The following is a 25,425-nucleotide window of genomic DNA, read 5'->3' on the forward strand; positions in this document are numbered from 1 at the left end:
TCTTGGTGTTTGTCAGTAAAACATTATCTGTATGAAACGCCTTTTCTCCATGTTATGTTTCGGCCTATGCGCTGTAACCCACCTGTATGCCTATACGAACCGTAAGGACACCCTAACTGTAAATTACCCCGCCATTGCAGGCGCTGCAGACCTGGATTATACCCGGCCGGTAACGCGCCCGGAAGAGGGGATGCCTATCGGCAACGGGCGCATGGGTACCCTGGTGTGGACAGTGCCTTCCTCGCTGAAGTTCCAGCTTAATCGTGTGGACGTATTTGGTAACAGCTCCGCTTCCAATAGTTTTTTTGAGCGCAATACGGATTACTGCGGAGGGACCGGTTTCGTGGAGGTAGACTTCGGACGGGACGTGTTTTCCGCGCCGGCTTTTCACCAGCATTTATCCTGTTATGAGGGGATGGTGACTACCGCCGGCAGGAAGGTGGCTACCCGTGGACTGATATGGGAGCGGGAAGATGTGCTGGCATTGGAGATCAATGACCAACGGGAAACATCCTTACCTGTGACCACCACCTTACAAATGCTGCGTATGCCGGTCACCCGCAAGGGTAGCCACCAGGCGCTGTCTAAACTGCGGCAGGAAGGCGATTATATTATATTGACACAGGAATTCAGGGAAGATGATTATTACTGTAGTAGTGCACTGGTGGCGGCTGTAGGAGGCCGGGCGGTAGAAGCAGAACAAAATACCGCTACCTCCATCCGGTTGCGCACTTTGCCGGGAAGTCCTGCGTTTACCGTGTATGCCGCTACTGCTGCCAGTTTTAATCCTTCGGAAGATGTGGTAAAGGCGGCGGTATCCAAACTGGAAGCCGCCCGCCAAAAGGGGTTTACTGCCTTGCTGCAAGACAATCGCGCCTGGTGGCAGCAGTTTTGGCAACGATCCTATATTAAGCTGCATAGCGCCGACAAACAGGCCGATTATGTATCACAACACTATGCCTGGTACCTGTACATAATGGGCAGTAGCTCCCGTGGCCGGTTCCCGGTGAAATTTAACGGTATGTTATGGTCTACCAACGGCGACGACCGCAAGTGGGGGCATCTCTATTGGGGCGCCAACCAGAGTTGTCTGTATAACGCGCTGTTCCAAACCAATCATCCCGATTTGCTGGACCCTATGTTCGATATGTACAGCCGGGCATATGATTCCTACGCTACGGCAGCGCGGCAGCAGTGGGGGAGCCAGGGTATCTATATTCCGGAAACAACAGGATTCGATAATACGCCGGTACTGCCGGACAGCATCGCCGCCGAAATGCGGGACCTTTACCTGGTACGCAAGCCCTGGGAACAGAGGTCTTCCGCTTTTATGGAATACGCCTATACGAAAATGCCTTTCCTGAGCCGTTGGAACTGGAAAAAAGATGAGGGCTGGAAAGAGGGGCGCTGGCATACCGGCAGCAAGAGTAACAGCACTTTCGGGCATGTGAGCCATATATTTTCGCGGGGTGCTAAAATAGCCTATCAGTACTGGCTACGCTATGAGTATACACAGGACACGGCCTGGTTGCGGCAGCGCGCTTACCCGATGCTGAAAGGCGTCGCGGAATTTTACCGCAACTTCCCCAATGTGCGTAAGGAAAAAGATGGCCGGTATCATATTTATCATATCAATGACAACGAATCTATCTGGGACGGGCACAATACGGTGGAGGAGATTTCCGCCATGCGAGGCATCTTTCCTGCCCTGCTGAAAGCCGCCCGGTTGCTGCATACCGATAGCGATATGGTGCCGGTATGGCAGGAGTTCCTGGATCATCTGTCACCGCTGCCGGAACAAACGGCCGGCGGACAAACCACCTGGACCCGTTCGCTGTTACCCGTGCTGCAAGGCAAACCTGACTGGCATCCGGACGGTAACACCATGCCGGTATGGTTCTTCGATCTGTGTACCCTGGAAAGTACGCCGGCAGTACAGCAGGTAGGTAACAATACCTACAACACCTACTTTGATAAGGGTATCGACAGTACGGCGGGCGTATATGTGCTCTCCAAAATACCGGCTACCGGCGCATTGCTGGGGAAACCGGAAGCTATACAATACCTGGTGCCTAACCAGCTACGCCGTCGCCCCAACGAAGAAGTGCTGCGCAACCGTATGGACCTGAGCGAGGGATATCAAACTACCAATATTCAGCGATTGGGCAGGGCAGCAGAGGCTGTGCAACTGGCTTTGTGTCAGAGCGTACCCGCCGGTCCCGGAGAGGAGTCCGTGATTCATGTATTCGCTGCCTGGCCACGGTCCTGGGATGCGGAGTATACCTTGTTATGCCGTGGCGGTTTTTTGGTTACATCCGCTATGCTGCAGGGGAATATTCCTTTCGTAAAACTGGAGGCTACACAAGGAGGGCAGTGCCGGATACGTAATCCATGGAATGCACCGGTGGTGCTGTACCGTAACGGTAAAAAGACACAGGTATTAAAAGGCTCATTGCTGACGTTTGCCGCCACAAAAGGGGAGCAGGTTACCTTACAACGGCAACGGTAATACGAAGTAATAAAAAGCCGGAGCCACAGCGCTCCGGCTGATCCATCCTAAATAGATTTCAGGGCGCGTTTTACCGCTTCAGTGTAAGCCTGGTTAGAGTTACAGGTATAGATGAACATACCTCCTTTTTTCCCTTGTACGGGAATCCATTTGGCGGTGACAACGTCTTTACGCTGACTGGTACCACCTTCTGCGTAGGAGCCGAATACCATCCGGTTAGCCGTATTCTTATTGGAGTCTGCCAGATACCAACGTGAGGGATAAATGTGGGGATACGGACACTAATGCCGCCATCGCCGGACAGATTGCCGGCGCACTGTTGGGAAGAACGGGATTGCCGGTGTCTCTCCTGCAACAGTTGGAAGCCTTACTTGAATATCCCTGGCTTCAACAGGTAATCACCGATACCGGAAAGGTGCTGTTTGACAGGTGATGGGATCCTTTTTCCCATAAATCGCTTACCTTTAAACCGGCCATACGGAAGCTGGCCTTATCTTTGCGCTAGAACCAACAAACTGTTACACATGAAAAAGATCCTTTATCCGATAGCGGCCCTGCTGATACTGATGACGGCTGCCTTTACCTTCATTACCACTCAAAACTGGAAAATCAACAAAGGGTACTCCATTAAATTCACCGGCAAATACGCAGATGGCACTTTTGAAAGCATGAAAGGCACCATCTTGTTCGACGAAAAGGACCTCGCCACCGCCAAATTCGATGTACAGGTGGAGGTGGCCTCCATTAATACCGGCAACGGGCTTAAAAACAGGCATGCACGCGGGGAAAAGTGGTTTGATGCGGATAAGTACCCTTACATTCATTTTGTGTCTTCAGAAGTGGTTAAAACGGCTAACGGCTACGATGCCAAAGGTACCCTCGATATGCATGGCATTAAAAAGCCGTTTACCATTCCTTTTACGTTTATCCATAATGGCGACAAGGGCAGCTTTCAGGGGACTTTTAAAGTCAACAGAGGTGACTTCGGCATTACCACACCCCGGGGCGATGAATCTGATTATACGGAGTTGACTGTCACCGTTCCTGTTTCCTCTAAATAATATGCGTCCTGTTCTTTTTTGGACCGGCATAGCTACCGGCATTATCGCTGCCGCTTGTTCCGTAGGGTATGCCGCCTTTTACCAGTCGGCCTTCGGGGTTGATTTTTCACGCGTAGCACCGGTACCCGCTATTATCAGCGCCAATATGATAGGAGCGGTGCTGATCATGCTGGTTTGCTGGCTGCTGGAACGATGGAAAGGACGGGTGCCCCGCAGCTTCGGCATTAGCCTGGTAGTGTTATCATTACTAAGTGCCGGTATTCCTTTTATGACCAGTCTGCCGCTGAACGTACCTTCTCCGGAGCTTTTCCCTGGCCTGACCGCACCCATGCACCTGTTGCCGGCGCTGATCTGGCTGGCTTTACAGCCCTGGTGGAACGATGAAAACCGTACTGGTAGCGGTGGATAACTTTTTGATCACGATGGGGTTTTATTGCTCCGGTATCCCTATCTTCGTGACTGAACTTTGTTTGTATACCGAAAGAATTTAGAATGGATTTGATTATTAATGCCAGGCAAGCTGGCAGAAAACATGCACTGATAGAGAAACAAAAGATTGTCATTGATGATTTGCCCGTTAACCCGTCACTCCGCGATTTGCTGACAGCTGTTGTAAAACAACAGGTGACTGCCTATAACGACAAACCTTTAGAGAAAAATCTTTTGCCCTTTCTCTCCCAGGAACAAATTACCGACCAGGCCGGCACCGGAAAGGTGGGCTTCGGCAGTATTTACAATGAAAATAAAGCTGATCTGGCCAAAGCGCAGGAAACGGCATTACTGGCCTACGAAGATGGGCTGTTCGCCGTTTTCGCTGATGAAGAGGAGTTACAGGGCCTGGAAAGTACCTTTGTATTACAGCCGGAAACCGTGATCACCTTTATCCGGTTGACTTTCCTCGCTGGTAGTTATTGGTAAAACACTTATGCTGACATTCATTTTTTAACCCGATTACCATACCTTAATTCGTTTGACCATGGACGTTAAAGAATTCCTGAAGACCAGGACCAAACCCCATTACATCGAAAACCTCACCGCAGCGCTGAAAGCTGTTTACGGCGGTGAAACCACTGATCCGTTGCTGACAAAGGAAACGGCGGAAATAGTCCTGATCCTGTTCAATGAACTGCTGACCGTTGAAAAACAACATGGCTATTACCAAACGTTCGCTATCACTTATAAAGACCAGAAATATATCCGACTGGAAGAACTGATACAGAAGGGTTTTTGGGACACAACAGAAGGCGGCAATCTGCTGGAATACCTGTTTGGCAAGGAAACGGCCGCCTATGTGAAACATGCCTGGGAACAGATGCCTTACCAGATGTACCAAACCGGTTACGCACGCCGCTCATTCCGGGCGCCCAACGATCCGGAGGTGTATTTCGTGCTCCAGCTCGAATTCCTGCGGCAAATTATTCCACAAGCCTGCCAGTACGCCTATTACCCGAAATCGGAGTATACCTGCTTTGACCTGAGCCTGGAAGAACAGGTGCGTTATGAAGACAATCTTTTCGGCGCAACATTATACCGTATATGGTCTGCCGCAATTGACCTGGGCAACGAGTCGTTTTTTAAGGTATGTGAAGATATCATCTACAATAAAGATCCCCAGGGCAAAGTAAGCAAGGCGCTGATTAAAGCGCTGCTGAACAGCAATAAACCGGAAGCATGGCAACTGGTGGAAAAGCTGCTCCTCGCTGCACAACGCCAGGAAGGCCTGCGCCAAACGATTATGGAATCGCTGGATGAAACTTCTGTCGGCGCCCTCAAGTACATGCTGAAAGTGGTGCTGGATAATAAACTCACCCGTTTCTCCGCTGTGGTCCGCGCACTGGACGTATGGACAGGCCTCTTCTGGGAAGCCGAAAAAGAAAGCACCGTCCGCGCTTTCCTGGAAAAAGGCAGTGAATACCTGGAAACACCCGCTAAAATCCCGGAGGCTGTAAAAAGTAAAAACAACACGGATGTATATATGGCGCTGTGGGCATTAGGGGTACTGGATGTAATGGCCACTTACCCCCTGGTGTTTCAGTTGCTGAAAGACAAAAGCGCGGAAAAACGCGGCCTGGCACTGAAGTTTGCCGTAGAAACCAGTTACTACAATGTGGACATGCCGGCGGCCTATGAAGGTTTGCTGGACCCCAGCCTGGCGGTGAAAGCACGCGCACTGGTGATCATCAACAATAAAATACATTTCAATACAGAACATTACGATAAGCATTACCCTGAACTGTTTGACAGATTGCATGCGATTGTACAACAGATACCGGAGAAAGAAAAAACATTTGAGGGAGATATTTTCTCCTGGCATTCCATCAAATACGACCGTAACAATGTATTCAGTGGCATGATCAACCTGGTCAATGGCCGGGAAGACCGCCTGAATATTGTATTGGGATATTTCGATGAAATGAACGTAACCCTGCGCGAACAGTTGTCCCGCAATCTGCTGAAAGGATATTCAGCTTATGGTTCTAACCAGAACGACTATCCGGAGGAACCGCTTACACCGTTTCAGCGAAGTTTCGCACTTCGCTTGTTAAAAGACAGGGGAGAATATGTGGTGTCCATCGCTTTCCACGCGCTCAGCAGGGAACAGTTCAGTCTATCCGAAATGGAAACGTTTACGGACATACTGAAACGCAAATCTGCTGCAACCAGAGGTAAAGCCATTGAAATGATCCTCCGCCAGCAGGACGATACCGTAACGGCCGTAACCGAAAAACTCCTGCAGGGCGATGTGGAACAACGCCTCGGTGGCCTGGACGTGGCACTCCGCCTGCAAAAGGCCAACCGTCTGGCAGCGCAGCGTACCAGCTGGATCACTACATTCAGGGAAAGGAAAAGCATCTCCCAGAAAGAAGAAATATTACTAAACCAGTTGTCGGAAGATAATAATGTACTGTCTTTCTCCGCAGAGAATGGTTATGGGTTATACGATCCCGCTGCCATTTCTCCCATAAAGCTGCCGGCGGCAGATGCCAATGATTATTACAGCAAATGCCTGGCGGAAGGGCCATTCGGTTTCACGATGCCGTTGGAAACGCTGCATGAAAAATTCATTCAACTCAATGAACTGCTTCAGCAACATGCTGCACATGAATACGAAGTGGAGAACTATGACAATAGCCGCGTGATGGTATTATTGGGCAACAACTTCCGTAACGTCAAATTATACAACCATAAATTTGCGTCCAAAGAAGAAGAGTATAACCATTATCCGCTGCCGGAAGTATGGGAGGGGTGGTATCAGGCAAGTGGCCTTCAGCCGCGTGATCTCTACATCCTGTCTCATTTGGTGAAGGATGTGTATGATCTGCGTGAAGGTGCATTGGGAGCAAGTTTGCTGGATAACTACCTGCCTACCTACGAACAGGTGATGCCGGAAGTGCTGAGAGGCGAACGCCGTCACAAATCCGGTGACCCGGTATTAAAAGTTCTGCAGACACTGGAACTGATCCATCCGTTTGAACAAGCAGTGGCATTTATGTTGGGCGGTTGTAAACAGGTGTTCAACGCGCTCACACCGGAAATACTGCAACACCAGGAAAAAACGTACAGAGGTATCACTGGTTGGCAAAGTGGTACGCTGTTGGGAACTTTCCTGATGTATATGAATGATATGCCCAAAGACAGGCAACAGGCAGAAGATTGCTGGAACCTTTACCATTGGCGGCAGTTCTCCGGTTTACCGGAACTGGCGCCAGGCTACCTGCCTCCATTGGATGTATTTTTAAAAGCTTATGAAGCCAACGTTATATCGGAAAGTGAGATGTATCGCGGCCTGATCAGTGCGGAGAATATACGCGTCCTTTCCGGAAGTAAACATGCTTACCGGCGGCAATCCAGGGAAAATTATTTTGAACAATATTCTTTTCTGGAGAAAATGTATACCAAAGTCCGGGAACACTTCCTGGATATTGAACTGAAGAGGGGAGACTCCGCAACACCTGTGACCAATATGGTACAGGTACTGCAAGTTATTTATGGTGTACAACGTTTTGGTGAAATATGGGCCGGCTTGGGTAAAACAACGCTCCATCGCGGTTATGTCTATAGTTACAGCGGTGATGCATTAAGCAAACAACAGGTGTTCAGCCTGCTGCTGAAACGCTGTTTCCCACTGCCGGAAGATACCCAGGCCATGTTCGACGAAACAGTGAAAAAAATTAAACTGACGGAAGCGCAGTTGGTTGAAGCTGCCGTATATGCGCCGCAGTGGCAGAAGTTCGTCAGCCAGCACCTGGGCTGGAAAGGCCTGGACTCCGCTATCTGGTGGATGCACGCCCATACCAAGTCAAACAGCAACGAAGTAAATGCGGAAGCGGAAAGTGAAATCGCACGTTATTCCGCAGTGGACCTGCAGGACTTTAAAGATGGCGCCGTGGACAAAGACTGGTTCCTGAAAGCCTACAAAGAATTGGGCAAACAACGCTGGCCTATCGTATATGAAGCAGCCAAATTTATCAGCGATGGTAATGCGCATCGCCGTGCGCGTTTATACGCTGACGTGATAACCGGTGATCTGAAGATCAAGGAAGTAACGCAGAAGGTAAAAGATAAACGCGATCAGGACTATCTGCGCCTCTATGGCCTGATTCCACTGAGCAAAGCCAACGCGGAAAAAGATGTGCTGGCACGGTATGAATACCTGCAGCAGTTTAAAAAAGAAAGCCGCCAGTTTGGTGCGCAAAAGCAGTCCAGCGAAGCGCTGGCACTGCGTATAGCCATGGAAAACCTGGCGCGCAACGCCGGTTATGCCGATCCACAGCGCCTTTCCTGGGCTATGGAAACAAGGCAGGTACAGGGTATCCTGTCTAAAGAAACGCAGGTGCAATATGATGATGTACTCATCGGCCTGGTGATCGATGAAGAAGGACAGGCGGATGTAGTGGCTTTCAAAGGCGATAAACAGCTGAAGGCCATCCCGCCAAAATACAAGAAAGACAAAAAAATAGAAGAGCTCAACGATCATAAGAAAACGTTGCGGGAACAGTTCCGCCGCTCCCGTAAAGGCCTGGAAGATGCTATGGTGCGCGGTGACGTGTTTTCTTTCGATGAAATCAGTACCCTCTTCGATCACCCGGTGATTGCCAAACACCTGGAAAAACTGGTGTTTATCACCGACAAAGGACATGGGTTCTATCAAAGCGGCAGCCTGATAGACGCTGCCGGTAAACAAACGAAGCTCGCCGCGAAGGACGGCATCCGCATTGCGCATAGTGCCGATCTGCATCAGGCCGGCGTGTGGAGCGACTATCAGCGTTATTGTTTTGAAAAATCTGTTCAACAGCCTTTCAAACAAATCTTCCGTGAGCTGTATGTACCGCTGGAAGATGAACTGAAAGAAGTATCGGTATCCCGCCGCTATGCGGGCCACCAGGTGCAACCTATACAGACAGTCGCCCTGCTGAAGACAAGAGGCTGGAAAGTAGACTATGAAGAAGGCCTGCAGAAGGTATTCCATAAAGAAGGCTTCGTGGCTAAAATATACGCGATGGCCGATTGGTTCTCTCCCGCGGAAGTGGAAAGTCCAACCCTGGAAACCGTGAAGTTCCATAACCTCAAAACATATACGCCGGTAGCATTCAAAGACATCTCCCCGCTGATTTTCAGTGAGGTGATGCGCGACCTGGACCTGGTGGTGAGCGTGGCGCATGTAGGCGGGGTAGACCCCGAAGCCAGCCATTCTTCCATTGAAATGAGGAAAGTACTGCTGGAAGAAACGCTGCGGCTGTTTAAACTGAACAACGTGAAGGTAAACGGCAATCATGCTACCATCAAAGGTGAAATGGGCGAATATAGCGTGCACCTGGGCAGTGCGGTGGTGCACCAGCTGCCAGGCAGATACCTCTCTATTTTGCCGGTACATTCCCAGCACAGAGGCCGTGTCTTCCTGCCGTTTGTAGATGACGACCCTAAATCAGCTGAACTGATTTCCAAAGTGCTGCTGCTGGCAAGGGACCATGAAATACAGGACCCGACTGTACTGGAACAGATTTCGAGGAATTAAGGACTTAAAAACATAAAAACAATATTACAAGGGGACGACCGGGAGGCCGTCCCCATTTTTTGATTACGGAATACCCGCCATGCCTGATTGTTTTTTTATCAGTAATATTCAGTATGTTTGATTTTTACCCGTAACCGGTAGGTTTAATTAATGTCTGCTATGCAGGGACTACAGGACGTTTCCAATGAATTAATGAACCATTTCTCCTTCATGCTGAATTATGTAGCTGGTTTAAAAACCAATGCTGCCGTGCCCTTGAGTCCCTACCTGTTGCTGGTATACACTGCGGATCAACAGATCCTGGAAGCACCCTCTCCAACGGAGGCGGATGAATGGTTTGATCAATCACTCCGGGGAAATGCCCCCCTGTATGCGGTGTATGTAAAAGATGCCCTTTATACCGACGATCAAATGCAGCTTTCGGGAGAAGCATTTATGTTTGTACTCTACGATCAAAACAGCCTGCACCGTTTTATTCTGGCACAGCCTTATTCCGGTAGTACGATAACCGGTACGCCGGTGTGGTTAGGGCTGCTGTCCAACGAATTTTTATATACACAAACGCCGGCTTTACCGCGTCCTGAGCCTCCTTCCGGAAAGCCTTTATGGAAATTCCGCTGAATTGTGCCTAACTTGCAGTCGCATGGGCCACCGTTATTTCATTATATACAAACCTTACGATATGGTTTCTCAGTTTATCAGTCCGGATAAAGGAAAGGTAAACCTGTTGAGCGACCTTGACTTTTCATTCCCCGAAGGCACGCACGCTATTGGCCGGCTGGACAATCATTCAGAAGGATTGCTGCTGCTTACTACCAACCGGAAGGTTACCCGGCTGTTGTTTGAAAGCAAGCGGCCGCACCTGCGTACCTACCTGGTACGCACCAAGGGGCATATCTTGCCGGAAACACTGCAACGGTTGCAAACCGGGGTGTCTATCCATCTCTCCCGTGAAGAGTACTACACGGCGGTGCCGCACGCAGTATCGATTGTAGATAAACCGGCGGGACTGCCGCCACGGGCGTTTGAAACGCCGGAGCGGGCGCCGCATACCTGGTTACAGATGACGCTTACGGAAGGTAAATATCACCAGGTACGCAAGATGGTGTGTGCCGTCAGACATCCTTGTCAACGGCTGATCCGTGTATCTATTGAGGAAATGGAACTGGGTGACATGCAACCGGGAGAAGTAAGGGAAATCGGTGAAACGGAGTTCTTCCGGCGCCTGAAAATAGATTTCCCACCTGTAAAATAAAACCCGAAAAAGGGAATATCCCATTAGGAAGCGCTTTCTTTTCTTGTTAGGTTTGCTTGTTGGAAATCATGCTATAACAAGAATTTTTTATGAGAAGAGTTTTCGTTCTGACGCTGTCACTGGCGTTGGGTATGGGCCTTTCTGCTGCTCATGCCCAGGAAAAGGAGAAACGTTACCCGATTATTCCCTACCCGCAACAGCTGGTCCCCCTGGAGGGCACTTTTACCATTAGCGGCAGTACGCGGCTGGTGGTGCCGGCTAATGTCAAAACTTTTGCCAATGAGGTAGCACAGCTGCAGGCGCTGGTGAAACAAGGGATTGGCGCTACGCTGAAAACCACTGCCGTACCGTTTGCCGGCAATGCTATTGTATTGAAGCAGGACCTTACGCTGCCGGGTGAAGAAGATTACACCTTACAGGTAACCCCGCAGCAGTTACAGATTGGCGCTAAGTCTCCCGCAGGCTTTTTCCGTGCTATCGTTACCCTGCGTCAGCTGATGCCTGTTACAATTGAAGGGCATACAACCGGTCAACTGAAGGCGGTTAACATTCCGGCCATGCAGCTGAAAGATCATCCCGTGTATGCCTGGCGTGGCATGCACCTCGATGTGTCCCGTCACTTTTTCTCTGTCAGCTACCTGAAAAAATTCATCGATCTGCTGGCATTATACAAAATGAATAAGCTGCACCTGCACCTGACCGACGACCAGGGCTGGCGTATCGAAATCAAAAAATATCCGCTGCTGACAACCGTCGGCGCCTGGCGGGAGCTGAACAACCAGGATTCTGTATGTATGCAGAAAGCCAAAGAAAATCCGGATATGGCGATTGATGAGGCGCATATTATCCATAAAGATGGTAAAACGCTCTATGGTGGCTTCTATACACAGGCACAGATGAAAGATGTCATCGCCTATGCCGCCGCCCGTCATATAGACATCATCCCGGAAATAGATATGCCAGGCCACATGATGGCCGCCATCCGTGCATATCCCTTCCTGACCTGCGACGGCAAATCCGGCTGGGGCAAGGATTTTTCCACGCCTATCTGCCCTTGCAACGAAAGTACTTTCCGTTTTGCGGAAGATGTATATACAGAGATAGCCGCGCTTTTCCCTTCCAAATACATGCACCTGGGGGCCGATGAGGTGGAGAAGACCAGCTGGGCTGCCTCTCCGCTTTGCGCCGACGTGATGAAGGCCAACAACCTGAAAACAGTGGAAGAGTTGCAAAGTTATTTTGTGAAGAGGATGGAAAAGTTTTTCCATGCCAAAGGGAAAGTGCTGATCGGCTGGGATGAAATCCTGGAAGGCGGTATCAGTCCAACTGCAGTGCTGATGTACTGGCGTGCCTGGGTGCCCGATGCGCCCATCAAAGCAGCCCGCCACGGTAACCAGGTAATCATGACGCCCGGTAACCCGCTGTACTTCGATGCTACGCCCGACCGGAATTCCCTCGGTAATGTGTATCACTTTGAACCGGTACCCAAAGGACTCACCACCGAAGAAGCCAAATCTATCATGGGCGCTCAGGCTAATATCTGGACAGAATACATCCCTTCGGAAAAAAGGGCCGATTATATGTTCATGCCCCGTATGACCGCGCTGGCAGAAGTATTGTGGACACATCGCCAGGATTATGCCGGCTACCTCCAACGGTTAAACGAACAATACGCCCGCCTCGATCAGTTGGGTGTACATTACCGCTTGCCTGACCTGGAAGGCTTTACGGAAGACAACGTATTCGTAGATAAAGGGCTGCTGGCGGTAAAAGCGCCGTTAACAGAAATGACTATACGGTATACTACCGATGGCAGCATCCCTGGTGCACAATCGGCTGTTTTACCGGCAACGCTGCCGGTTACTGCGCCGCAAACCTTTAAGGTGGCTGCTTTCAGCCCGAAAGGCAACCGCGGTGATATTTATACGCTGCGCTACCGCCAGGAAGCCTATGCCAAAGCTATAGTCGAAAAACCGGCTAAGACAGGGTTTCAGCTGGACTATTTCCGGGGCGCCTTCAAAAAAACGACGGCTATAACAAATACGCCGGACAGCACCTTGCATACTGATAAGGTGGAAATTCCGGAAGGGCTGGGCCACGGCGAAGCCTTCGCTGCCCGGCTGCAGGGTTATTTTTATGCCCCTGAAACAGCTATCTACAGCTTTTTCCTTACCTGTGACGATGGTGGCGTACTCTACATCAACAACAGAGAAGTGGTGAACAACGACGGCTGGCATGCTCCGTTGCAGAAGAGCGGACAGATAGCATTGGAAAAAGGATGGCATCCGCTGAAGGTCGATTTTGTGGAAGGCGGCGGCGGATACACGCTGAAACTGGAATATAGCCTGAAGGGAGGCGCCCTTCAGAAACTATAACGGTGATGGATACCCATGAAACCCAGGCTGACACCCCGGGTTTCATGGGTATTAATTATATTGCAGACTGGATATCATTTTTCAGCAATGATGGAATGTATGGACGTTAACTCCGGGCTTCGTGCCTTTCTTCGCTTTTGTCTTCGCGCATCATGCGCATCAGCGATCATCATGACGATCTCCATGATGGTATTTGCCCAAACAACGGACTATGATCTTGCCCGTACTTTATCGGGACTTTCAGTCTCCCAAAAGAAGTTGTTATATCAATACGGCACCTTGCAGACCTATGCGGGTCAACCGGTGGCGGATAGTTTCTGGCAGCAGCATACAAAAGAATTACAGGGAATAGACCCTGCCGCTGCGGGAATATTGGCGAAAGAATTGCTGGCCAACACCGACCTGGAATATACGGTAAAAAAGCCTTCCCGCCTGCAGGCCTTACGGGGTGTATTCACTGCTTCCCGGCTGCTGATTGGCCTGGCAGCCCTTATTGCTGCCTACTCGTTGATTCATTTATTGAGCCGTTTTTGGAGCCGGATATATGCCTGGTTGTACAGAAAGCTGTACCGCGTGGTTCACCTGCTTTTTTCGCCGCGGATGCTTACCTGGGAGCTGTTGTTGCTGAGTGTGGCCGGTATTTATTTCGGGGTAGGTATAAACGAACTGCTGCTGCGGACCGTCGTGTTGCAGGTATCCGTTTTCACGTTGTGGGCCCAGCTAACGGCGGTGGCTACACGTCAGGACCGGATCAAATACTATTATGAACAGGTAGTTGATCATCTGGAGCGGCGGGGCACTACCAAAGAAGCGATGATAGCAGTAGGGTTGCCTGCCCTGGGTGCTACGCTGGCATTGGTATGGCTGATGTTTCATGCACCGGAAAACTGGTACGCCTATGAGGTGGTGGTACCAGGTATGGTAGCCTTGTTTACGTTGCCGCCGGTGATTTACCTGCATGCCGTATTAAAACGGATCGTACTGCCTTTTCCGGTCCAGTCCCGGCGGGCCGATAAACTGCTGGCTGTATACACGGCAGCCACCTTGTTGTTGTGGATCGTGCTGGTGTTATTGCCCCCGGTACAACCGGCAGTACTGGTGGCGGTGTCGATCGTGCTGACGTTCATGTTATTACCGATGTCAATTGAAGAAGTGACCCGCTGTGAAACGCGGAACTACATCTGGCTGCAACTGGTGACGGTGAGCTGGTTATGTGCCTGCGTGCTGGCCGGGGGCCAACGCGCTATTCCCATGCTCAACTGGACCGGCCTCGGCGGGCTGTTGTTATACGTGATTTTTAAATACTGGGAAGTGCCGGTATTACTGGGTTATTCCTGGAGAAACCGTAAGGCGCTGGGCAGCCTGGGTATGGCCATCCTGATTTGGGCGGTTGCTATGCTCGCACGATGGCAGCCACAATGGTTTATCTGGTTTTAGTTGAAAATTTATTTTAATTGTTATATTTTTGCGCTCCGAATAATCTGATTTAAGATACGCGCAGATCTGAATAACGTACTAAAAAGGCTTCTCAGGGCCTCCAAGGCGTTTGCAGGGTCTGCGTTTTTTTTAATTTTTCTTTTTCTCCATTTCTGCTATCCGGCTTTCAAGTGTTTCGTTCTTTTTATTCAGCTGGATGATATATAAGGTCAGTTCCTCTACTTTCTGCAGCAGCGTCGCGTTTATATTTCCAACATCGAAACCATTTTCCTGAACTTCTTTTTCTGTTGGAACATCGGGGAGATGTTTGTGCTGTTGGATATATTTCTCCAGTTCCGGTAAGGAAGGCAGCTGATAGTTGTCATGAAATACAAAATCGGCCCAGGAAGATTGTTGTGTAACCTTTATGCGCCTTGCGCCCACAGTGCCTTCAACGGCGAGTTTATAAGTACCGGGCTTTGAGGTGCCTATACCCACATTGCCGTCTGCCCGCACAAAGAGTAGGCTTTTGATTCCGTTATTGTTGGCGCCTGTTCCCGTTGGACTAACGTTACTACAAACATTAAGCGCGTAATAATTGGAAGAAGTATCCTGAACCGCCGTCATAGTACCAGCCAGTTGTCCCCATAACAAAGCAGCCGCCCTGTCGGAATTGTTATAAGATACCGTGTGCAGTATACATTGTGGTGATGGAAGTCCGATGCCTACCTTCCCGCTGCCGTCTTGTTGTAATACCAGATTACCACCGGCAGTGGAGCCATTGGTGAAAGTTTGTATGATGCCATAGCCGGCAGCTCCGGCTGCAGTGCCGGCGATCCTGATATTAGACTGGTTTGCATCGCCGATCTTCAGGCCGAATGTATTGGTATTGGTGGCTATGTCCAGGTTGGCAATGGGAGTGGAGGTACCTATACCAATGGAACCATTACCCTTTACCACCAATCTTTCGGTGGGCGTACTGCCGGTTACAAAGAGAATATCCCGGCCTTGCTGGCCGGCTTGCAAAATAAGGTTATCGTAGGCATTAAACGGATAAGCCATCGTTGGCGCACCGCTACGGTAAATAGTCGGTTGATTGGCATCAGCTCCCATAGTATAGGCTTGCGCAGCCCCCAGCAATTTTATCTTGCCACCGATGTTTAAGGCATTTTCGGTAACTCCTCCTCCGGGCGTCATGCCTATCCATACATTCCTGGTGGTGTGATTGCCATCGGTGGCTTCGGTAACAGACTGAAGAGTTGGCAGCGTCTGTGAAAAAGTACATAAACTACAGCCTACAGCCAGCATAGTAAGGGACAAAACTTTCATAATAGGTTATTTTTCAGGAGGAAATATAGCATTTTATTTTTACCCTTGGCAATAGACTTCCTTTCATTTGCCGTCATTCCGGCTAAATGAATGCGATATAATGTATACCCAATATTATCATCTTCGCACAGGTCCAGGGGATAAATAGCTGTGCTCCGGTCTCCAATGGTATCAAAATCCCACTGGTCTCCCCTCTTAGCCCAGGGTTTTAACCCCTGGTTACCGGTAGTCATTTTTTTCTCCGCTTTTCAAAAAACCTTTTTATTTTTCATAACCGTAAAAAATACGCTTAATATTCCCGTTATGAAGAAGATTCTGGTCTTTTTATTGGCAGGTATCAGTGGATACCCGCTCCATGCCCAGCAGAAGGCGCCCGCTTATCCGCTGATTACCCATGATCCTTATTTCAGCGTCTGGTCAGCCAGCGATACGCTGAACCAGTCGGCTACCGTTCATTGGACGGGCGCGCAACAGGCTTTATCCGGTTTGGTGAAAGTGGATGGTGTGACCTACCGGGTGTTAGGCGTGCCTGCCGGCGGGGCAGAGACCGGCATCGTGCCGGCGCAGCAAACCGATCTGGCTATTCACGCTACGCAAACGGCCTATCAGTTCCGTTGTGGCCAGGTGGCGCTTACCCTGACTTTCACCTCGCCTTTGCTGCCCAGGGACCTGCTATTATTGTCCAGGCCGGTGTCTTATGTTTCCTATTGTGTGCATGCTACCGACAACCGTCAGCATGCGGTGGAAGTGTATTTCGGCGCTTCCACAAATCTGGCAGTGAACGGACCCTCCCAACCGGTTACCACAAAGCAGTTTACCAGCGGACAACTATCCCTGCTGAAAGCCGGAACGGTGCTGCAGCCGGTGCTGCAAAAAAAAGGCGACGACCTGCGTATCGATTGGGGTTATATGTATGTGGGGGTGCCGTTGGCGGCTCATCCTACCCAGTACATCAGTGCTCCGGCGGATGCGGAGCTGCGTTTTGCCCGTAAAAAGACCGGGGCGGCCAAAGGGGACCGGGAGCAGATGCTCAGTACCAGCATATCGTTGGGAATGGTAGGTAGCCAGCCGAAAGAACAGGTGTTTCTGCTGGGATACGACGACCTGTATGCTATCCAATACTTCCATACCAACCTCAAGGCCTGGTGGAAGGGTACACCCGGCGCTACAATAGAAGGTGTTCTCAATACCGCCTGGAAGGATTACAACGTCATCAAACAACAATGCGATACGTTTGATCAGGCACTGCACCAGGATGCTGTGGCAGCTGGTGGAGAGCAGTATGCGGCACTATGTGAACTGGCGTACCGGCAAAGCGTGGCTGCTCATAAACTGGTAAGAGGCCCTCAAGGTGAACTGCTGTTCCTCTCCAAAGAAAACTATAGTAACGGTTGTATCAATACAGTGGATTTAACTTATCCTTCGGCTCCTCTTTTCCTCCTTTATAACCCTGATTTGCTCAAAGGTATGATGACCGGTATTTTCCAGTATTCAGAAAGTGGCCGTCATAATAAGCCTTTTGCAGCGCATGACCTGGGTACTTACCCGTTGGCTAACGGGCAGGTATATGGGGAAGATATGCCTGTGGAAGAATCCGGTAATATGCTGATTTTGGCTGGCGCGCTGGCGGTGACGGAAGGTAATGCCAATTACGCCAAAGCACATTGGAAAACACTTACCACCTGGGCGGAGTATCTGCTGCGGTCTGGTTTTGATCCGGAGAATCAATTATGTACGGATGATTTTGCCGGTCACCTGGCACGCAATGCCAACCTTTCGCTGAAAGCGATCATGGGGATTAAGTCATACGCCTTGCTCGCCGGTATGCTCGGAGAAACGGAAACGGCTACACGCTACAACGATCAGGCCCGTGATATGGCGGCCAGATGGCAGGTGCTGGCCGCTGACGGTGACCACTATACGCTGGCGTTTGGTAAGCCTGGTACCTGGAGTCAGAAGTATAATATGGTTTGGGATAAAGTGCTTGATTTTCATCTCTTTCCGGAGGATGTTTATAGAAAAGAAACAAACTATTATCTCAGTAAACAGGAGATTTTCGGACTGCCGCTGGATAGCCGGAAGAGTTACACTAAATCGGACTGGATTATGTGGACGGCCGTATTGGCAGACGATGTATCGCCTTTCATAAAACCGTTGTACCGGTATATAACTGAAACGCCTACACGTGTTCCGCTGAGTGACTGGCATGAAACCCTCGATGGGAAGAAAGTGGGCTTTCAGGCGAGAAGTGTGGTGGGTGGGTATTTTATGAAGATGCTGGATGTTAAGTTACACCAGCGTAAATAATGTTGTAGTAAGACATAAAAACGGCCCGGATATTCCGGGCCGTTTTTTTATGAACACTGGTCCTATTTTCCTTTACGGTGTTCACCATGTTTTTTAGAAGTTTCGATGGGTTGTTCCCGGTTCTGCATGTTCTGTTCGGACGGCGGGTTGTTCAACCGCTCGTCCTGCTCGTGGTGAGAACGGCTCCGGTTCATCTTTGCCGTTCTGCTGTGACGATTGCGTTTCATAAAAAACGAATTTTTATAAAATACCGGGAAAAACATGCCGAAATGAAACCAGCTGAAAATGAATTATTTACAAAGAATGATGCCAATTCAACTGATGCGATAATTGCACAGTATACTTTCTACAGTTCCCGTTTCAGGTTGCTGCCGGTCAGTGATGCGAAGTATCCGGTTACCACACAAATCACCACGGCGACTGCCGGGTACAGGAAAAAATTGATGCTGGAATACCGCTGTACAAAATACAGGCTTACCGCACTGATCGTAAAGCCAATGATAATACCCCGGGCATTTACCTTCGGGAAGAAAATACCGGCCAGGAACATACCAGCCAGGCATCCGCCAAACAGGCCGATGATTTTCAGGTACTGGTCCCAGATAGAGGTATTATGCAATGATACGAGGTATAATGCAATGCCACAGCCCAGTACTCCCAGTAGAACGGTGATCCGCCGGGCAAATACAAACCGCTGGCGGTCGTCGGCCGTCGGCCTGAATAACGGATAAAAATCCGTGGTCACTACAGTAGCAATCGCATTCATGCTGGAACTGATGGTAGACATGGTAGCGGCAAAAAGACCCGCAATCACCAGCCCGGCAAGACCGGACGGTAGTTGTTGGGAGATATACCAGGGAAATACATCATCGGTATTGCCATGCGGATTTAACTCCGCCGGATGATGCCGGAAGTACACCCATAACGCTGTTCCCACCAGGAAAAAAATCAGCGACGCCGGTATTACCAACAACGCATTGGTATAAATGGATTGCCGTGCTTCTTTTTCGGTGGAAGTAGTGAGATAACGTTGTACCACCACCTGGTCCGACGAATATGTCACCAGCTGCGTCAGGAAACCGCCTACGAAGATCACCCACAACACAGGCTGCGTGATGTCCCATTGCAGCATCGCCAGCCGGAACTTGCCATTGGCAGCGGCTTCGGTAAATACTTGCCCGAAACCACCGTCCAGCGAGCGGGAAATAAATACCAGGCTTAACAACGCGCCGCCCAGTAATACGCCCACCTGCATCACTTCTGTCCAGATAACGGCCTCTATACCGCCGGAGGCGCTATACGCCGTGGTGATGGCGCTGGTAGCCACTATACAAATAATAATGTTCACACCGGTGACAGCGCTCAGCACCAGCGCCGGTAAATAAATAACGATGCCCAGGCGGCTGATCTGAAACACGAGGAAGGTGAGGCTGCCCAACAACTTTACACCCGGACTGAAACGGATGGCCAGGTATTCGTATACGCTGGTCAGTTTCAGTTTACGGAAATAAGGCAGGTAAAAATATACGATGAGCGGGGCCACTACTACAATCATCATGTTGTTGAGAAAATAGACCCAGTCAGTGGCATAGGCTTTCGCTGGTATGGCGATAAACGTGAGTGCGCTGAGTTTGGAACCGAAGATACTCAAACCGGCGGCCCACCAGGGTATTTTACCACCGCCCAGGAAAAAGTCGCTGGTAGTGCTTTGCATGTTACGTGTCACCGCCACACTGATGCCAATTACCAGCAGGAAGTACAATCCAACCACCAGCCAGTCGGTAAGCCGGAAGGCGCTGCCTGGTTGTGTAGGCGTGGCCGTTAGTACTCTCGGTGTCCGGGTGGCGGGCCTCACTTCTCCGCCGGGAATAACCAGTTTACCCTGCCATACCACGGTAGGAGTGGTAACCGGCGCCCACGTACTACCGTTAGGGTTAGTAACGCTGTCAGCCGCTTTTTGTACCGGCATCTGTCCGGTTACAGCCCAGCTATCGGTAATGGTATTGTAGCCCAGTACCTGGTTGGAAAACCCGGGATGTTGTTCTTTTAACTGGCCGGCCTGATCGAAATACCGGCCATCATCGCCGCCGAAGATCTGGAGCTGTGATTGTCCTGTAGCGAAAGCCGGCGTGGGGGCGGCCGCCACGGAATGCGGCAGGGACGCTATGCTATGCCAGCCTTTGCCAGGTTCGTAACGCCAGGCATCTGTCAGAAAACGGCGATGGATAGTGGCATCGCCGGGTAACGTATATGTATGTACGCCGCTGAACAGGTAAAACTGGTGCTGCTGTATACCGGCTACAGCCAGCATACGCGCTGGTCCGGGAAACGGAGGCAGCGTTTGCCAGCGCCGGCTGGCGGCGGGCTGGGAGAGGTCTATGGACCAGCCGTACTTATCTGCCGTGGTGTCTGCCGGCGCTGCGGTACCACCGGCGATATACAGCACATCTCCATCTATGGCGCCGCAGGCGTTGGCATTGGCAACGGGCAGGTCCGGCAATGATTCCGTTTGTACCTGACCGTTAGTATAGCGCAATAAAAATGCTTTCGTGGTATGACCATCCTTGTTGCTGCCACCCACACATACGAGGGCATCGCGCCAGGTGGCGGATACGCCGTAACCCAATGCCATCGGTAATTTGCCCGCCTGTTTCCACTGCCCGTCTGCTTTCTCCAGTACCCATACCTGGTCGTGCCATTGTTTAACACCACCATTCCAGGGAGCGCCGCCGTCAGGGAAATTAGCCCCCCCGGCTACCAATAAAGCATTGTTGGATACGCCGGCGAAGGCGCCGGCAAAACCCCAGGCATCCGGCAGGACAGGGAGCTGCTGCCAGGAAAAATAATCCGATGGCCGCTCCTGGCCCTGACTGACAGTTGAACGGAGAGACATACCCAATAACAGTAATAAAGGAAGAATCAGTTTTTTCATCACATGTGTTTTACGCCGGTCATTGTATCCAGCCGTTGGCCTGCATCCAGTGCAGACATCGTTCGAACCAATCGTCCTGCGTGGTTTTGTTATATAGGTCGAAGCCATGCCCGCCGTTTTGATAGAGGTGCATTTCGGCCTTTACGCCGGCATTGGTGAGCGCGTTATAGAACAGCAGGCTGTTTTGTACAGGCACCACTTTATCATCCTGCGCATGCAGCAGAAAAGCAGGCGGCGTATTGGACGTTACCTGCATTTCATTGCTATACAGTTTTACCAGTGCGCTGTCGGGGTGTTCGCCCAGCAGCGCCTTTTTAGAACCGGCATGCATATACGAAGTAAAGCTGATTACGGGATACACCAGTATCATAAAGTCCGGCCGCAGATTAAGCTGAGCGGGATTAGGAATGACAGGGTGTTCAAAATGAGTACCTACCGTAGAAGCCAGGTGCCCGCCGGCGGAGAAGCCGATGATCCCGGTTTTACCAGGCTGTATGCCCCATTCGGCAGCGTGTTGCCGTACCAGTTGTAAAGCCCGTTGAGCGTCCTGTAGCGGGCCTTTGGACTTATCAGGCATAATCCGGTCGTCCGGCAGACGGTATTTGACTACGAAAGCGGAGATACCGGACTGCTGAAAACGCCGGGCCACCCGGTAGCCTTCGCGGCCTATTACTACGCTGCCGTAGCCACCACCGGGATAAATCACCACTGCCGTACCGTTGGCTTTTCCGGCGGGCGCCGGAAAGGGGATGAGCTCCGGCTGTGTAACCATCCGCGCCCGGTTGCTGTCCAGGTCTTCCTGGTAGCCCGCGGGTGCAGGTTTGGCATTGGGAACTCCTTCCGGATACAGGGGAATAGGCTTGCCCTGCTGAGCTTGGGCCATATACGCGGTGGTGGTCAGCATGCTGATCAAAACGAATTTTTTCATAAACGTGGATTTTTATGGTCTTGACACCTGTGTGCACCAGTCGAAGAAACCGATAGCGCGCAGGTCTTTTTCCATCGAAATATACTCGTTCTTTTCAAAAGGTTGCAGTGGCAGTCGCACATTACCACAGTCGAGACCTATCATACGCATCATGGCCTTTTGCGCACGCAGGCCGCCATATTTAACGATGATACGCACCATCTCCACGGATTGCAGCTGGCATTGTTGTGCCTGATGCAGGTTTCCGGCGGTAAAGGACTGTATCAGCTGATTATACAACGGCGCTGCGAAGTTATAGGTACTGCCGATAAAGCCGTGGGCGCCGGTGGCGAGCGCGCTCAACAGCATTTCATCGGTACCGTAAAGCAGTTCGTACCGTCCCTCACTGGCATGCATACACGCCTGGAAATCGTGGATGAGGGGAGCAGTATATTTGATACCGGCCAGGGTAGGCAGTTTGGTGGCTGCCTGCTCCAGGAAGGCGACCATATCGAGCGAGATGCCTGTCAGTGCCGGAATATTGTAATAGAACAGCGGGAGGCCGGGGGCGCCTTCAGCGATGGTGGCGAGGCTCTGTATCAGTCCGTCGATGGTTTGTATTTTAAAATACGTGGGCAGGGTGGCGGAGATATAATCGGCGCCGTGCTCCTGGGCATGGGCAGCCAGGTGCCTTGCATCCTGCAGACTATTATGTCCTACGTGTACAAATACTTTCAGTTTTTTACCGGCTGCGCGGATAAAGGCTGCGGCTGTCTCCATTCTCTCTGCGGTGGTCATAGACGGCCCTTCGCCGGTACTGCCGCATACAAAAATGCCCTGGATACCATTGGCGATCAGTACCTGTACCATTTCGTGTATCCGTTCGGTATGGACACTACCGTCTTCGTGCATGGGTGTAAATGGCGCGGCTACCAGTCCCTGGATACGTGTTGCTGTCATGTCGTTCATGTGTTCTTTTGTGCTTATTGTTGAAGGATATGGCTTAAACTCTTTTTGTTTATTTTTTGGAAGATGATAGCGCTATAGGCACTTTTTTCGCCGGCTTCGTAGAGACAGCCGACATCACCATTGGGCAATACCGCCAGTGCGGAATAGGCGGCCGGTCCGGCATGCAATACGCGTAACGGCTGCCAGCTGCGGCCATCGTCGGTACTGGTTTTGAGCGTCATGTTCATCCGGCGTTCGCTGTCGGGATTGAGGAATAGCAGGATGCCGCTGCGTTTACGGGAAGGCCAGCGGTAACGTATCAGACTAGCCTGGCAAATGGGGTCGGTCAGTGCAGGCACGTCTGCCGGTGTGCTCCAGCTGCCGCCGCCATCCTGGCTGATGGACTGGGTACGTAATCCGCGTCCGAAGTAGGAGCGGAGGCTCATCAGGAGACTCCCTTTGCCGTCCGCCAGTTCGGTTAACTGACATTCATTCACTTTGGGGCGGATGTTGCCGCCACGTTGCCAGGAACGGCCGTGGTCGTCGCTGTAGATGATGTGGGAGCCATATTCATACGGACCTTTGGCTACGCGGCCGGTGCTGTCGTCATAACTATGGTCGCAGGGGATTACCAGCCGGCCTTTGTGGGGACCGTGCTGTACCTGAATCCCAATACCGGGACCGGTAGCATACCAGCCCCAGGACGGGTCCTTGGTAGTGGCGGTGATGTCTGCCGGCGCCGACCAGGTAGCGCCGTTGTCTTCACTTTTGCAAACCCAGACGGTGCGTGTATGCGTGGCCGTTTTATGAATGATGTCGTGTTCCTTATCGATGCCTTCGTTACGGGTGAGCAGCAGCCAGATGGTACCGGTGCCGGCATCTACCACAGGGCAGGGATTGCCGCAGGTGTTGGCGCCGTCGTCCCATACTACCTGGGTGGCGGACCAGGTCTTGCCCCCATCGGCAGAGCGTTTCAGTAGGATGTCGATATCTCCTGCATCGGAGGGGCTTTCTTTTCTTCCTTCGCAAAAAACCAGCAAATGGCCGTTGGGCGCGGTGAGCAATACCGGGATGCGGTAACTTTTATAGCCATCGCTGCCACCGGTGAACAATGCCAGGCTATCATTTTGTGCCAGGGCTGCTGCAGGAAAAATCATCATCCATAACAGGCAGGCATATTCGGTAATCTTCATATCTCGCTATTTAAAATCGGTTACAGGTATTACTTTATAGGCAATGCCCTCGTACGGCTTGTTATAGCCGGCTTCATAAAAGATGGCGATGTGTGTGTCGGACAGCATCACGATGTCTGAGTAGGCAGCCGGACCACTATACACTTTTACCGACTTGCTCCAGTTGTTGCCGTCGTCGGTACTCATTTTAATGGTCATGTTTTCCCGGGCAGTACTGGCCGGATTGGAGAAGAACAGCCATTGTTTATAGGACAGCAGGCTACCCTGGCAAATGGGTTCCACCAGCGTATAGTCGGCCCTGACAGGCAGCCAGGAAGCGCCGCCATCGGTACTGTTGGCCACCAGCCTGGCGCCTCCGGCACTATTGCGGATGTTAAGCATCAGTTGACCGTCTGACAGTTCGGCTACAGTGCTTTCAGCACCCCGGTCTTTGTTGGCGATACCGCCCAGTTTCCAGGTAGTGCCGTGATCATCGGAATAGATCACATGCGCGGAATCACGGGAAGGGCTATCCGCTGTTTTAAGTGACATGTAATCGCAGGGAATCACGAGGCGGCCTGCATGGGTACCGTGTTTGAGCTGTATACCGTGACAGGGACCAGTGCCATACCAGGCCCATCCTGGTTTCTTTACATCTTTGGTGATCTCTTTGGCAGGCGCCCAGGTAAGACCTTCATCATCGCTGCTGGTCACAAATACGCGACGGGTATCTTTACCGGTGCCGGCGTTGATGGCGCCGATATTGTCCTCGCCGAGGTTCCAGGTCATCAGCAGATAAATACGGCCTGTCTGTTCATCCAATACAGGTACGGGATTACCGCAGGTGTTGCTGCCATCGCTCCATACCATCAGCGCATCGCCCCAGGTTTTGCCTCCATCGCCGGAACGTTTTACCAGCAGGTCTATATCGCCTTCGTCCTTGCAATTGTTTTTGCGGGCCTCCGCGAAAGCCAGGAGTACGCCGTTTTTTGATTTAACGATAGCGGGTATGCGATAACAGCTATAACCACCGGATTTCTCTTTAAAAATAAACGGGATGGTATCCGTCGTATTGCCGCCACCGTTATTACCCGGCGGCGGTGCCGGTGTGACATGGTCGCTGCCACCTCCCTTACAGGAAGCGAGCAGCAACAGGCAAGCCGAAAAAAGCAATATGGTCCGTTTCATAAATAGTACG

The 25,425-nt window shown here is 51.0% G+C and carries 19 protein-coding genes; 11 read left to right on the plus strand and 8 right to left on the minus strand.

Going from position 1 to position 25,425, the window contains the following annotated elements:
- Positions 1–31: 31 nt before the first annotated feature.
- The gene (locus tag ICL07_RS21950) at positions 32–2,509 is read left to right on the plus strand and encodes a glycosyl hydrolase family 95 catalytic domain-containing protein (RefSeq protein ID WP_188090193.1); all 2,478 of its coding nucleotides are present in this window, start codon (positions 32–34) and stop codon (positions 2,507–2,509) included.
- A gap of 47 nt (positions 2,510–2,556) precedes the next feature.
- On the opposite strand, the gene ICL07_RS21955 is transcribed toward ICL07_RS21950, so the two are convergent.
- A complete protein-coding gene (locus tag ICL07_RS21955; RefSeq protein ID WP_188090194.1) occupies positions 2,557–2,721 on the minus strand; it encodes a glycoside hydrolase family 18 protein in 165 nt (54 codons plus the stop codon).
- A 41-nt stretch (positions 2,722–2,762) separates the two neighbouring features.
- Here ICL07_RS21955 and ICL07_RS21960 point away from each other — a divergent pair, with 41 nt between their 5' ends.
- The 9 genes from ICL07_RS21960 (at position 2,763) to ICL07_RS22000 (ending at position 14,653) form a co-directional block, all read left to right on the plus strand.
- Positions 2,763–2,942: an ADP-ribosylglycohydrolase family protein gene (locus ICL07_RS21960; RefSeq protein ID WP_188090195.1), complete on the plus strand. Its 180-nt coding sequence runs from the start codon at positions 2,763–2,765 to the stop codon at positions 2,940–2,942.
- A 91-nt stretch (positions 2,943–3,033) separates the two neighbouring features.
- Positions 3,034–3,570 (plus strand): YceI family protein, encoded by a 537-nt coding sequence (locus tag ICL07_RS21965; RefSeq protein ID WP_188090196.1) that lies wholly within the window; start codon positions 3,034–3,036, stop codon positions 3,568–3,570.
- Between the two features lies 1 nt (position 3,571).
- Positions 3,572–3,979, plus strand: a complete 408-nt coding sequence (locus ICL07_RS21970) for a hypothetical protein (RefSeq protein ID WP_188090197.1) — start codon at positions 3,572–3,574, stop codon at positions 3,977–3,979.
- Positions 3,980–4,062: 83 nt separating this feature from the next.
- Entirely contained in the window at positions 4,063–4,488 is a 426-nt protein-coding gene (locus ICL07_RS21975) for a hypothetical protein (RefSeq protein ID WP_188090198.1), read from the plus strand.
- Between the two features lie 58 nt (positions 4,489–4,546).
- Complete coding sequence (locus ICL07_RS21980) at positions 4,547–9,586, plus strand: DUF4132 domain-containing protein (protein ID WP_188090199.1); 5,040 nt, start codon at positions 4,547–4,549, stop codon at positions 9,584–9,586.
- A 159-nt stretch (positions 9,587–9,745) separates the two neighbouring features.
- Positions 9,746–10,207 carry a hypothetical protein gene (locus ICL07_RS21985; RefSeq protein ID WP_188090200.1) on the plus strand — a complete coding sequence of 154 codons (462 nt, stop codon included), beginning with the start codon at positions 9,746–9,748 and terminating at the stop codon, positions 10,205–10,207.
- Positions 10,208–10,229: 22 nt separating this feature from the next.
- Entirely contained in the window at positions 10,230–10,841 is a 612-nt protein-coding gene (locus ICL07_RS21990; RefSeq protein ID WP_188090201.1) for a pseudouridine synthase, read from the plus strand.
- 89 nt (positions 10,842–10,930) lie between these two features.
- Positions 10,931–13,216, plus strand: coding sequence for a family 20 glycosylhydrolase (locus ICL07_RS21995; protein ID WP_188090202.1), 2,286 nt, complete (start codon positions 10,931–10,933; stop codon positions 13,214–13,216).
- A gap of 99 nt (positions 13,217–13,315) precedes the next feature.
- Positions 13,316–14,653, plus strand: coding sequence for a hypothetical protein (locus ICL07_RS22000; RefSeq protein ID WP_188090203.1), 1,338 nt, complete (start codon positions 13,316–13,318; stop codon positions 14,651–14,653).
- Positions 14,654–14,782: 129 nt separating this feature from the next.
- Here ICL07_RS22000 and ICL07_RS22005 read toward each other — a convergent pair whose 3' ends face one another.
- Positions 14,783–15,961, minus strand: a complete 1,179-nt coding sequence (locus ICL07_RS22005) for a hypothetical protein (protein ID WP_188090204.1) — start codon at positions 15,959–15,961, stop codon at positions 14,783–14,785.
- Positions 15,962–16,264: 303 nt separating this feature from the next.
- Here ICL07_RS22005 and ICL07_RS22010 point away from each other — a divergent pair, with 303 nt between their 5' ends.
- A complete protein-coding gene (locus tag ICL07_RS22010; RefSeq protein ID WP_188090205.1) occupies positions 16,265–18,268 on the plus strand; it encodes a glutaminase family protein in 2,004 nt (667 codons plus the stop codon).
- A 62-nt stretch (positions 18,269–18,330) separates the two neighbouring features.
- On the opposite strand, the gene ICL07_RS22015 is transcribed toward ICL07_RS22010, so the two are convergent.
- From ICL07_RS22015 to ICL07_RS22040, 6 genes are all read right to left on the minus strand, one after another.
- Positions 18,331–18,495, minus strand: coding sequence for a hypothetical protein (locus tag ICL07_RS22015; RefSeq protein ID WP_188090206.1), 165 nt, complete (start codon positions 18,493–18,495; stop codon positions 18,331–18,333).
- 119 nt (positions 18,496–18,614) lie between these two features.
- Positions 18,615–21,200 carry a sodium:solute symporter family protein gene (locus tag ICL07_RS22020; protein WP_188090207.1) on the minus strand — a complete coding sequence of 862 codons (2,586 nt, stop codon included), beginning with the start codon at positions 21,198–21,200 and terminating at the stop codon, positions 18,615–18,617.
- Positions 21,201–21,219: 19 nt separating this feature from the next.
- Positions 21,220–22,128 (minus strand): alpha/beta hydrolase, encoded by a 909-nt coding sequence (locus ICL07_RS22025; RefSeq protein WP_188090208.1) that lies wholly within the window; start codon positions 22,126–22,128, stop codon positions 21,220–21,222.
- A 12-nt stretch (positions 22,129–22,140) separates the two neighbouring features.
- Positions 22,141–23,076, minus strand: a complete 936-nt coding sequence (locus ICL07_RS22030; protein ID WP_246485132.1) for a dihydrodipicolinate synthase family protein — start codon at positions 23,074–23,076, stop codon at positions 22,141–22,143.
- A gap of 14 nt (positions 23,077–23,090) precedes the next feature.
- Positions 23,091–24,248 carry a sialidase family protein gene (locus ICL07_RS22035; protein ID WP_188090209.1) on the minus strand — a complete coding sequence of 386 codons (1,158 nt, stop codon included), beginning with the start codon at positions 24,246–24,248 and terminating at the stop codon, positions 23,091–23,093.
- A gap of 6 nt (positions 24,249–24,254) precedes the next feature.
- Positions 24,255–25,415, minus strand: a complete 1,161-nt coding sequence (locus ICL07_RS22040) for a sialidase family protein (protein WP_188090210.1) — start codon at positions 25,413–25,415, stop codon at positions 24,255–24,257.
- Between the last annotated feature and the right edge of the window lie 10 nt (positions 25,416–25,425).

This window comes from Chitinophaga qingshengii (assembly GCF_014529935.1).
In the GTDB taxonomy this organism is placed as follows: Bacteria; Bacteroidota; Bacteroidia; order Chitinophagales; family Chitinophagaceae; genus Chitinophaga; species Chitinophaga qingshengii.

Excerpts from the sequence above, each read along its gene's own strand:
- ICL07_RS22035 (WP_188090209.1), bottom strand. The coding sequence starts at position 24,248 with ATGAAGATTACCGAATATGCCTGCCTGTTATGGATGATGATTTTTCCT.
- ICL07_RS21975 (WP_188090198.1), top strand. The coding sequence starts at position 4,063 with ATGGATTTGATTATTAATGCCAGGCAAGCTGGCAGAAAACATGCACTG.
- ICL07_RS22015 (WP_188090206.1), bottom strand. The coding sequence starts at position 18,495 with ATGAAACGCAATCGTCACAGCAGAACGGCAAAGATGAACCGGAGCCGT.
- ICL07_RS22025 (WP_188090208.1), bottom strand. The coding sequence starts at position 22,128 with ATGAAAAAATTCGTTTTGATCAGCATGCTGACCACCACCGCGTATATG.
- ICL07_RS21990 (WP_188090201.1), top strand. The coding sequence starts at position 10,230 with ATGGGCCACCGTTATTTCATTATATACAAACCTTACGATATGGTTTCT.
- ICL07_RS22005 (WP_188090204.1), bottom strand. The coding sequence starts at position 15,961 with ATGAAAGTTTTGTCCCTTACTATGCTGGCTGTAGGCTGTAGTTTATGT.
- ICL07_RS22010 (WP_188090205.1), top strand. The coding sequence starts at position 16,265 with ATGAAGAAGATTCTGGTCTTTTTATTGGCAGGTATCAGTGGATACCCG.
- ICL07_RS22030 (WP_246485132.1), bottom strand. The coding sequence starts at position 23,076 with ATGAACGACATGACAGCAACACGTATCCAGGGACTGGTAGCCGCGCCA.
- ICL07_RS21995 (WP_188090202.1), top strand. The coding sequence starts at position 10,931 with ATGAGAAGAGTTTTCGTTCTGACGCTGTCACTGGCGTTGGGTATGGGC.
- ICL07_RS22040 (WP_188090210.1), bottom strand. The coding sequence starts at position 25,415 with ATGAAACGGACCATATTGCTTTTTTCGGCTTGCCTGTTGCTGCTCGCT.
- ICL07_RS22000 (WP_188090203.1), top strand. The coding sequence starts at position 13,316 with ATGGACGTTAACTCCGGGCTTCGTGCCTTTCTTCGCTTTTGTCTTCGC.
- ICL07_RS21980 (WP_188090199.1), top strand. The coding sequence starts at position 4,547 with ATGGACGTTAAAGAATTCCTGAAGACCAGGACCAAACCCCATTACATC.
- ICL07_RS21970 (WP_188090197.1), top strand. The coding sequence starts at position 3,572 with ATGCGTCCTGTTCTTTTTTGGACCGGCATAGCTACCGGCATTATCGCT.
- ICL07_RS21965 (WP_188090196.1), top strand. The coding sequence starts at position 3,034 with ATGAAAAAGATCCTTTATCCGATAGCGGCCCTGCTGATACTGATGACG.
- ICL07_RS21955 (WP_188090194.1), bottom strand. The coding sequence starts at position 2,721 with ATGGTATTCGGCTCCTACGCAGAAGGTGGTACCAGTCAGCGTAAAGAC.
- ICL07_RS22020 (WP_188090207.1), bottom strand. The coding sequence starts at position 21,200 with ATGAAAAAACTGATTCTTCCTTTATTACTGTTATTGGGTATGTCTCTC.
- ICL07_RS21950 (WP_188090193.1), top strand. The coding sequence starts at position 32 with ATGAAACGCCTTTTCTCCATGTTATGTTTCGGCCTATGCGCTGTAACC.
- ICL07_RS21985 (WP_188090200.1), top strand. The coding sequence starts at position 9,746 with ATGCAGGGACTACAGGACGTTTCCAATGAATTAATGAACCATTTCTCC.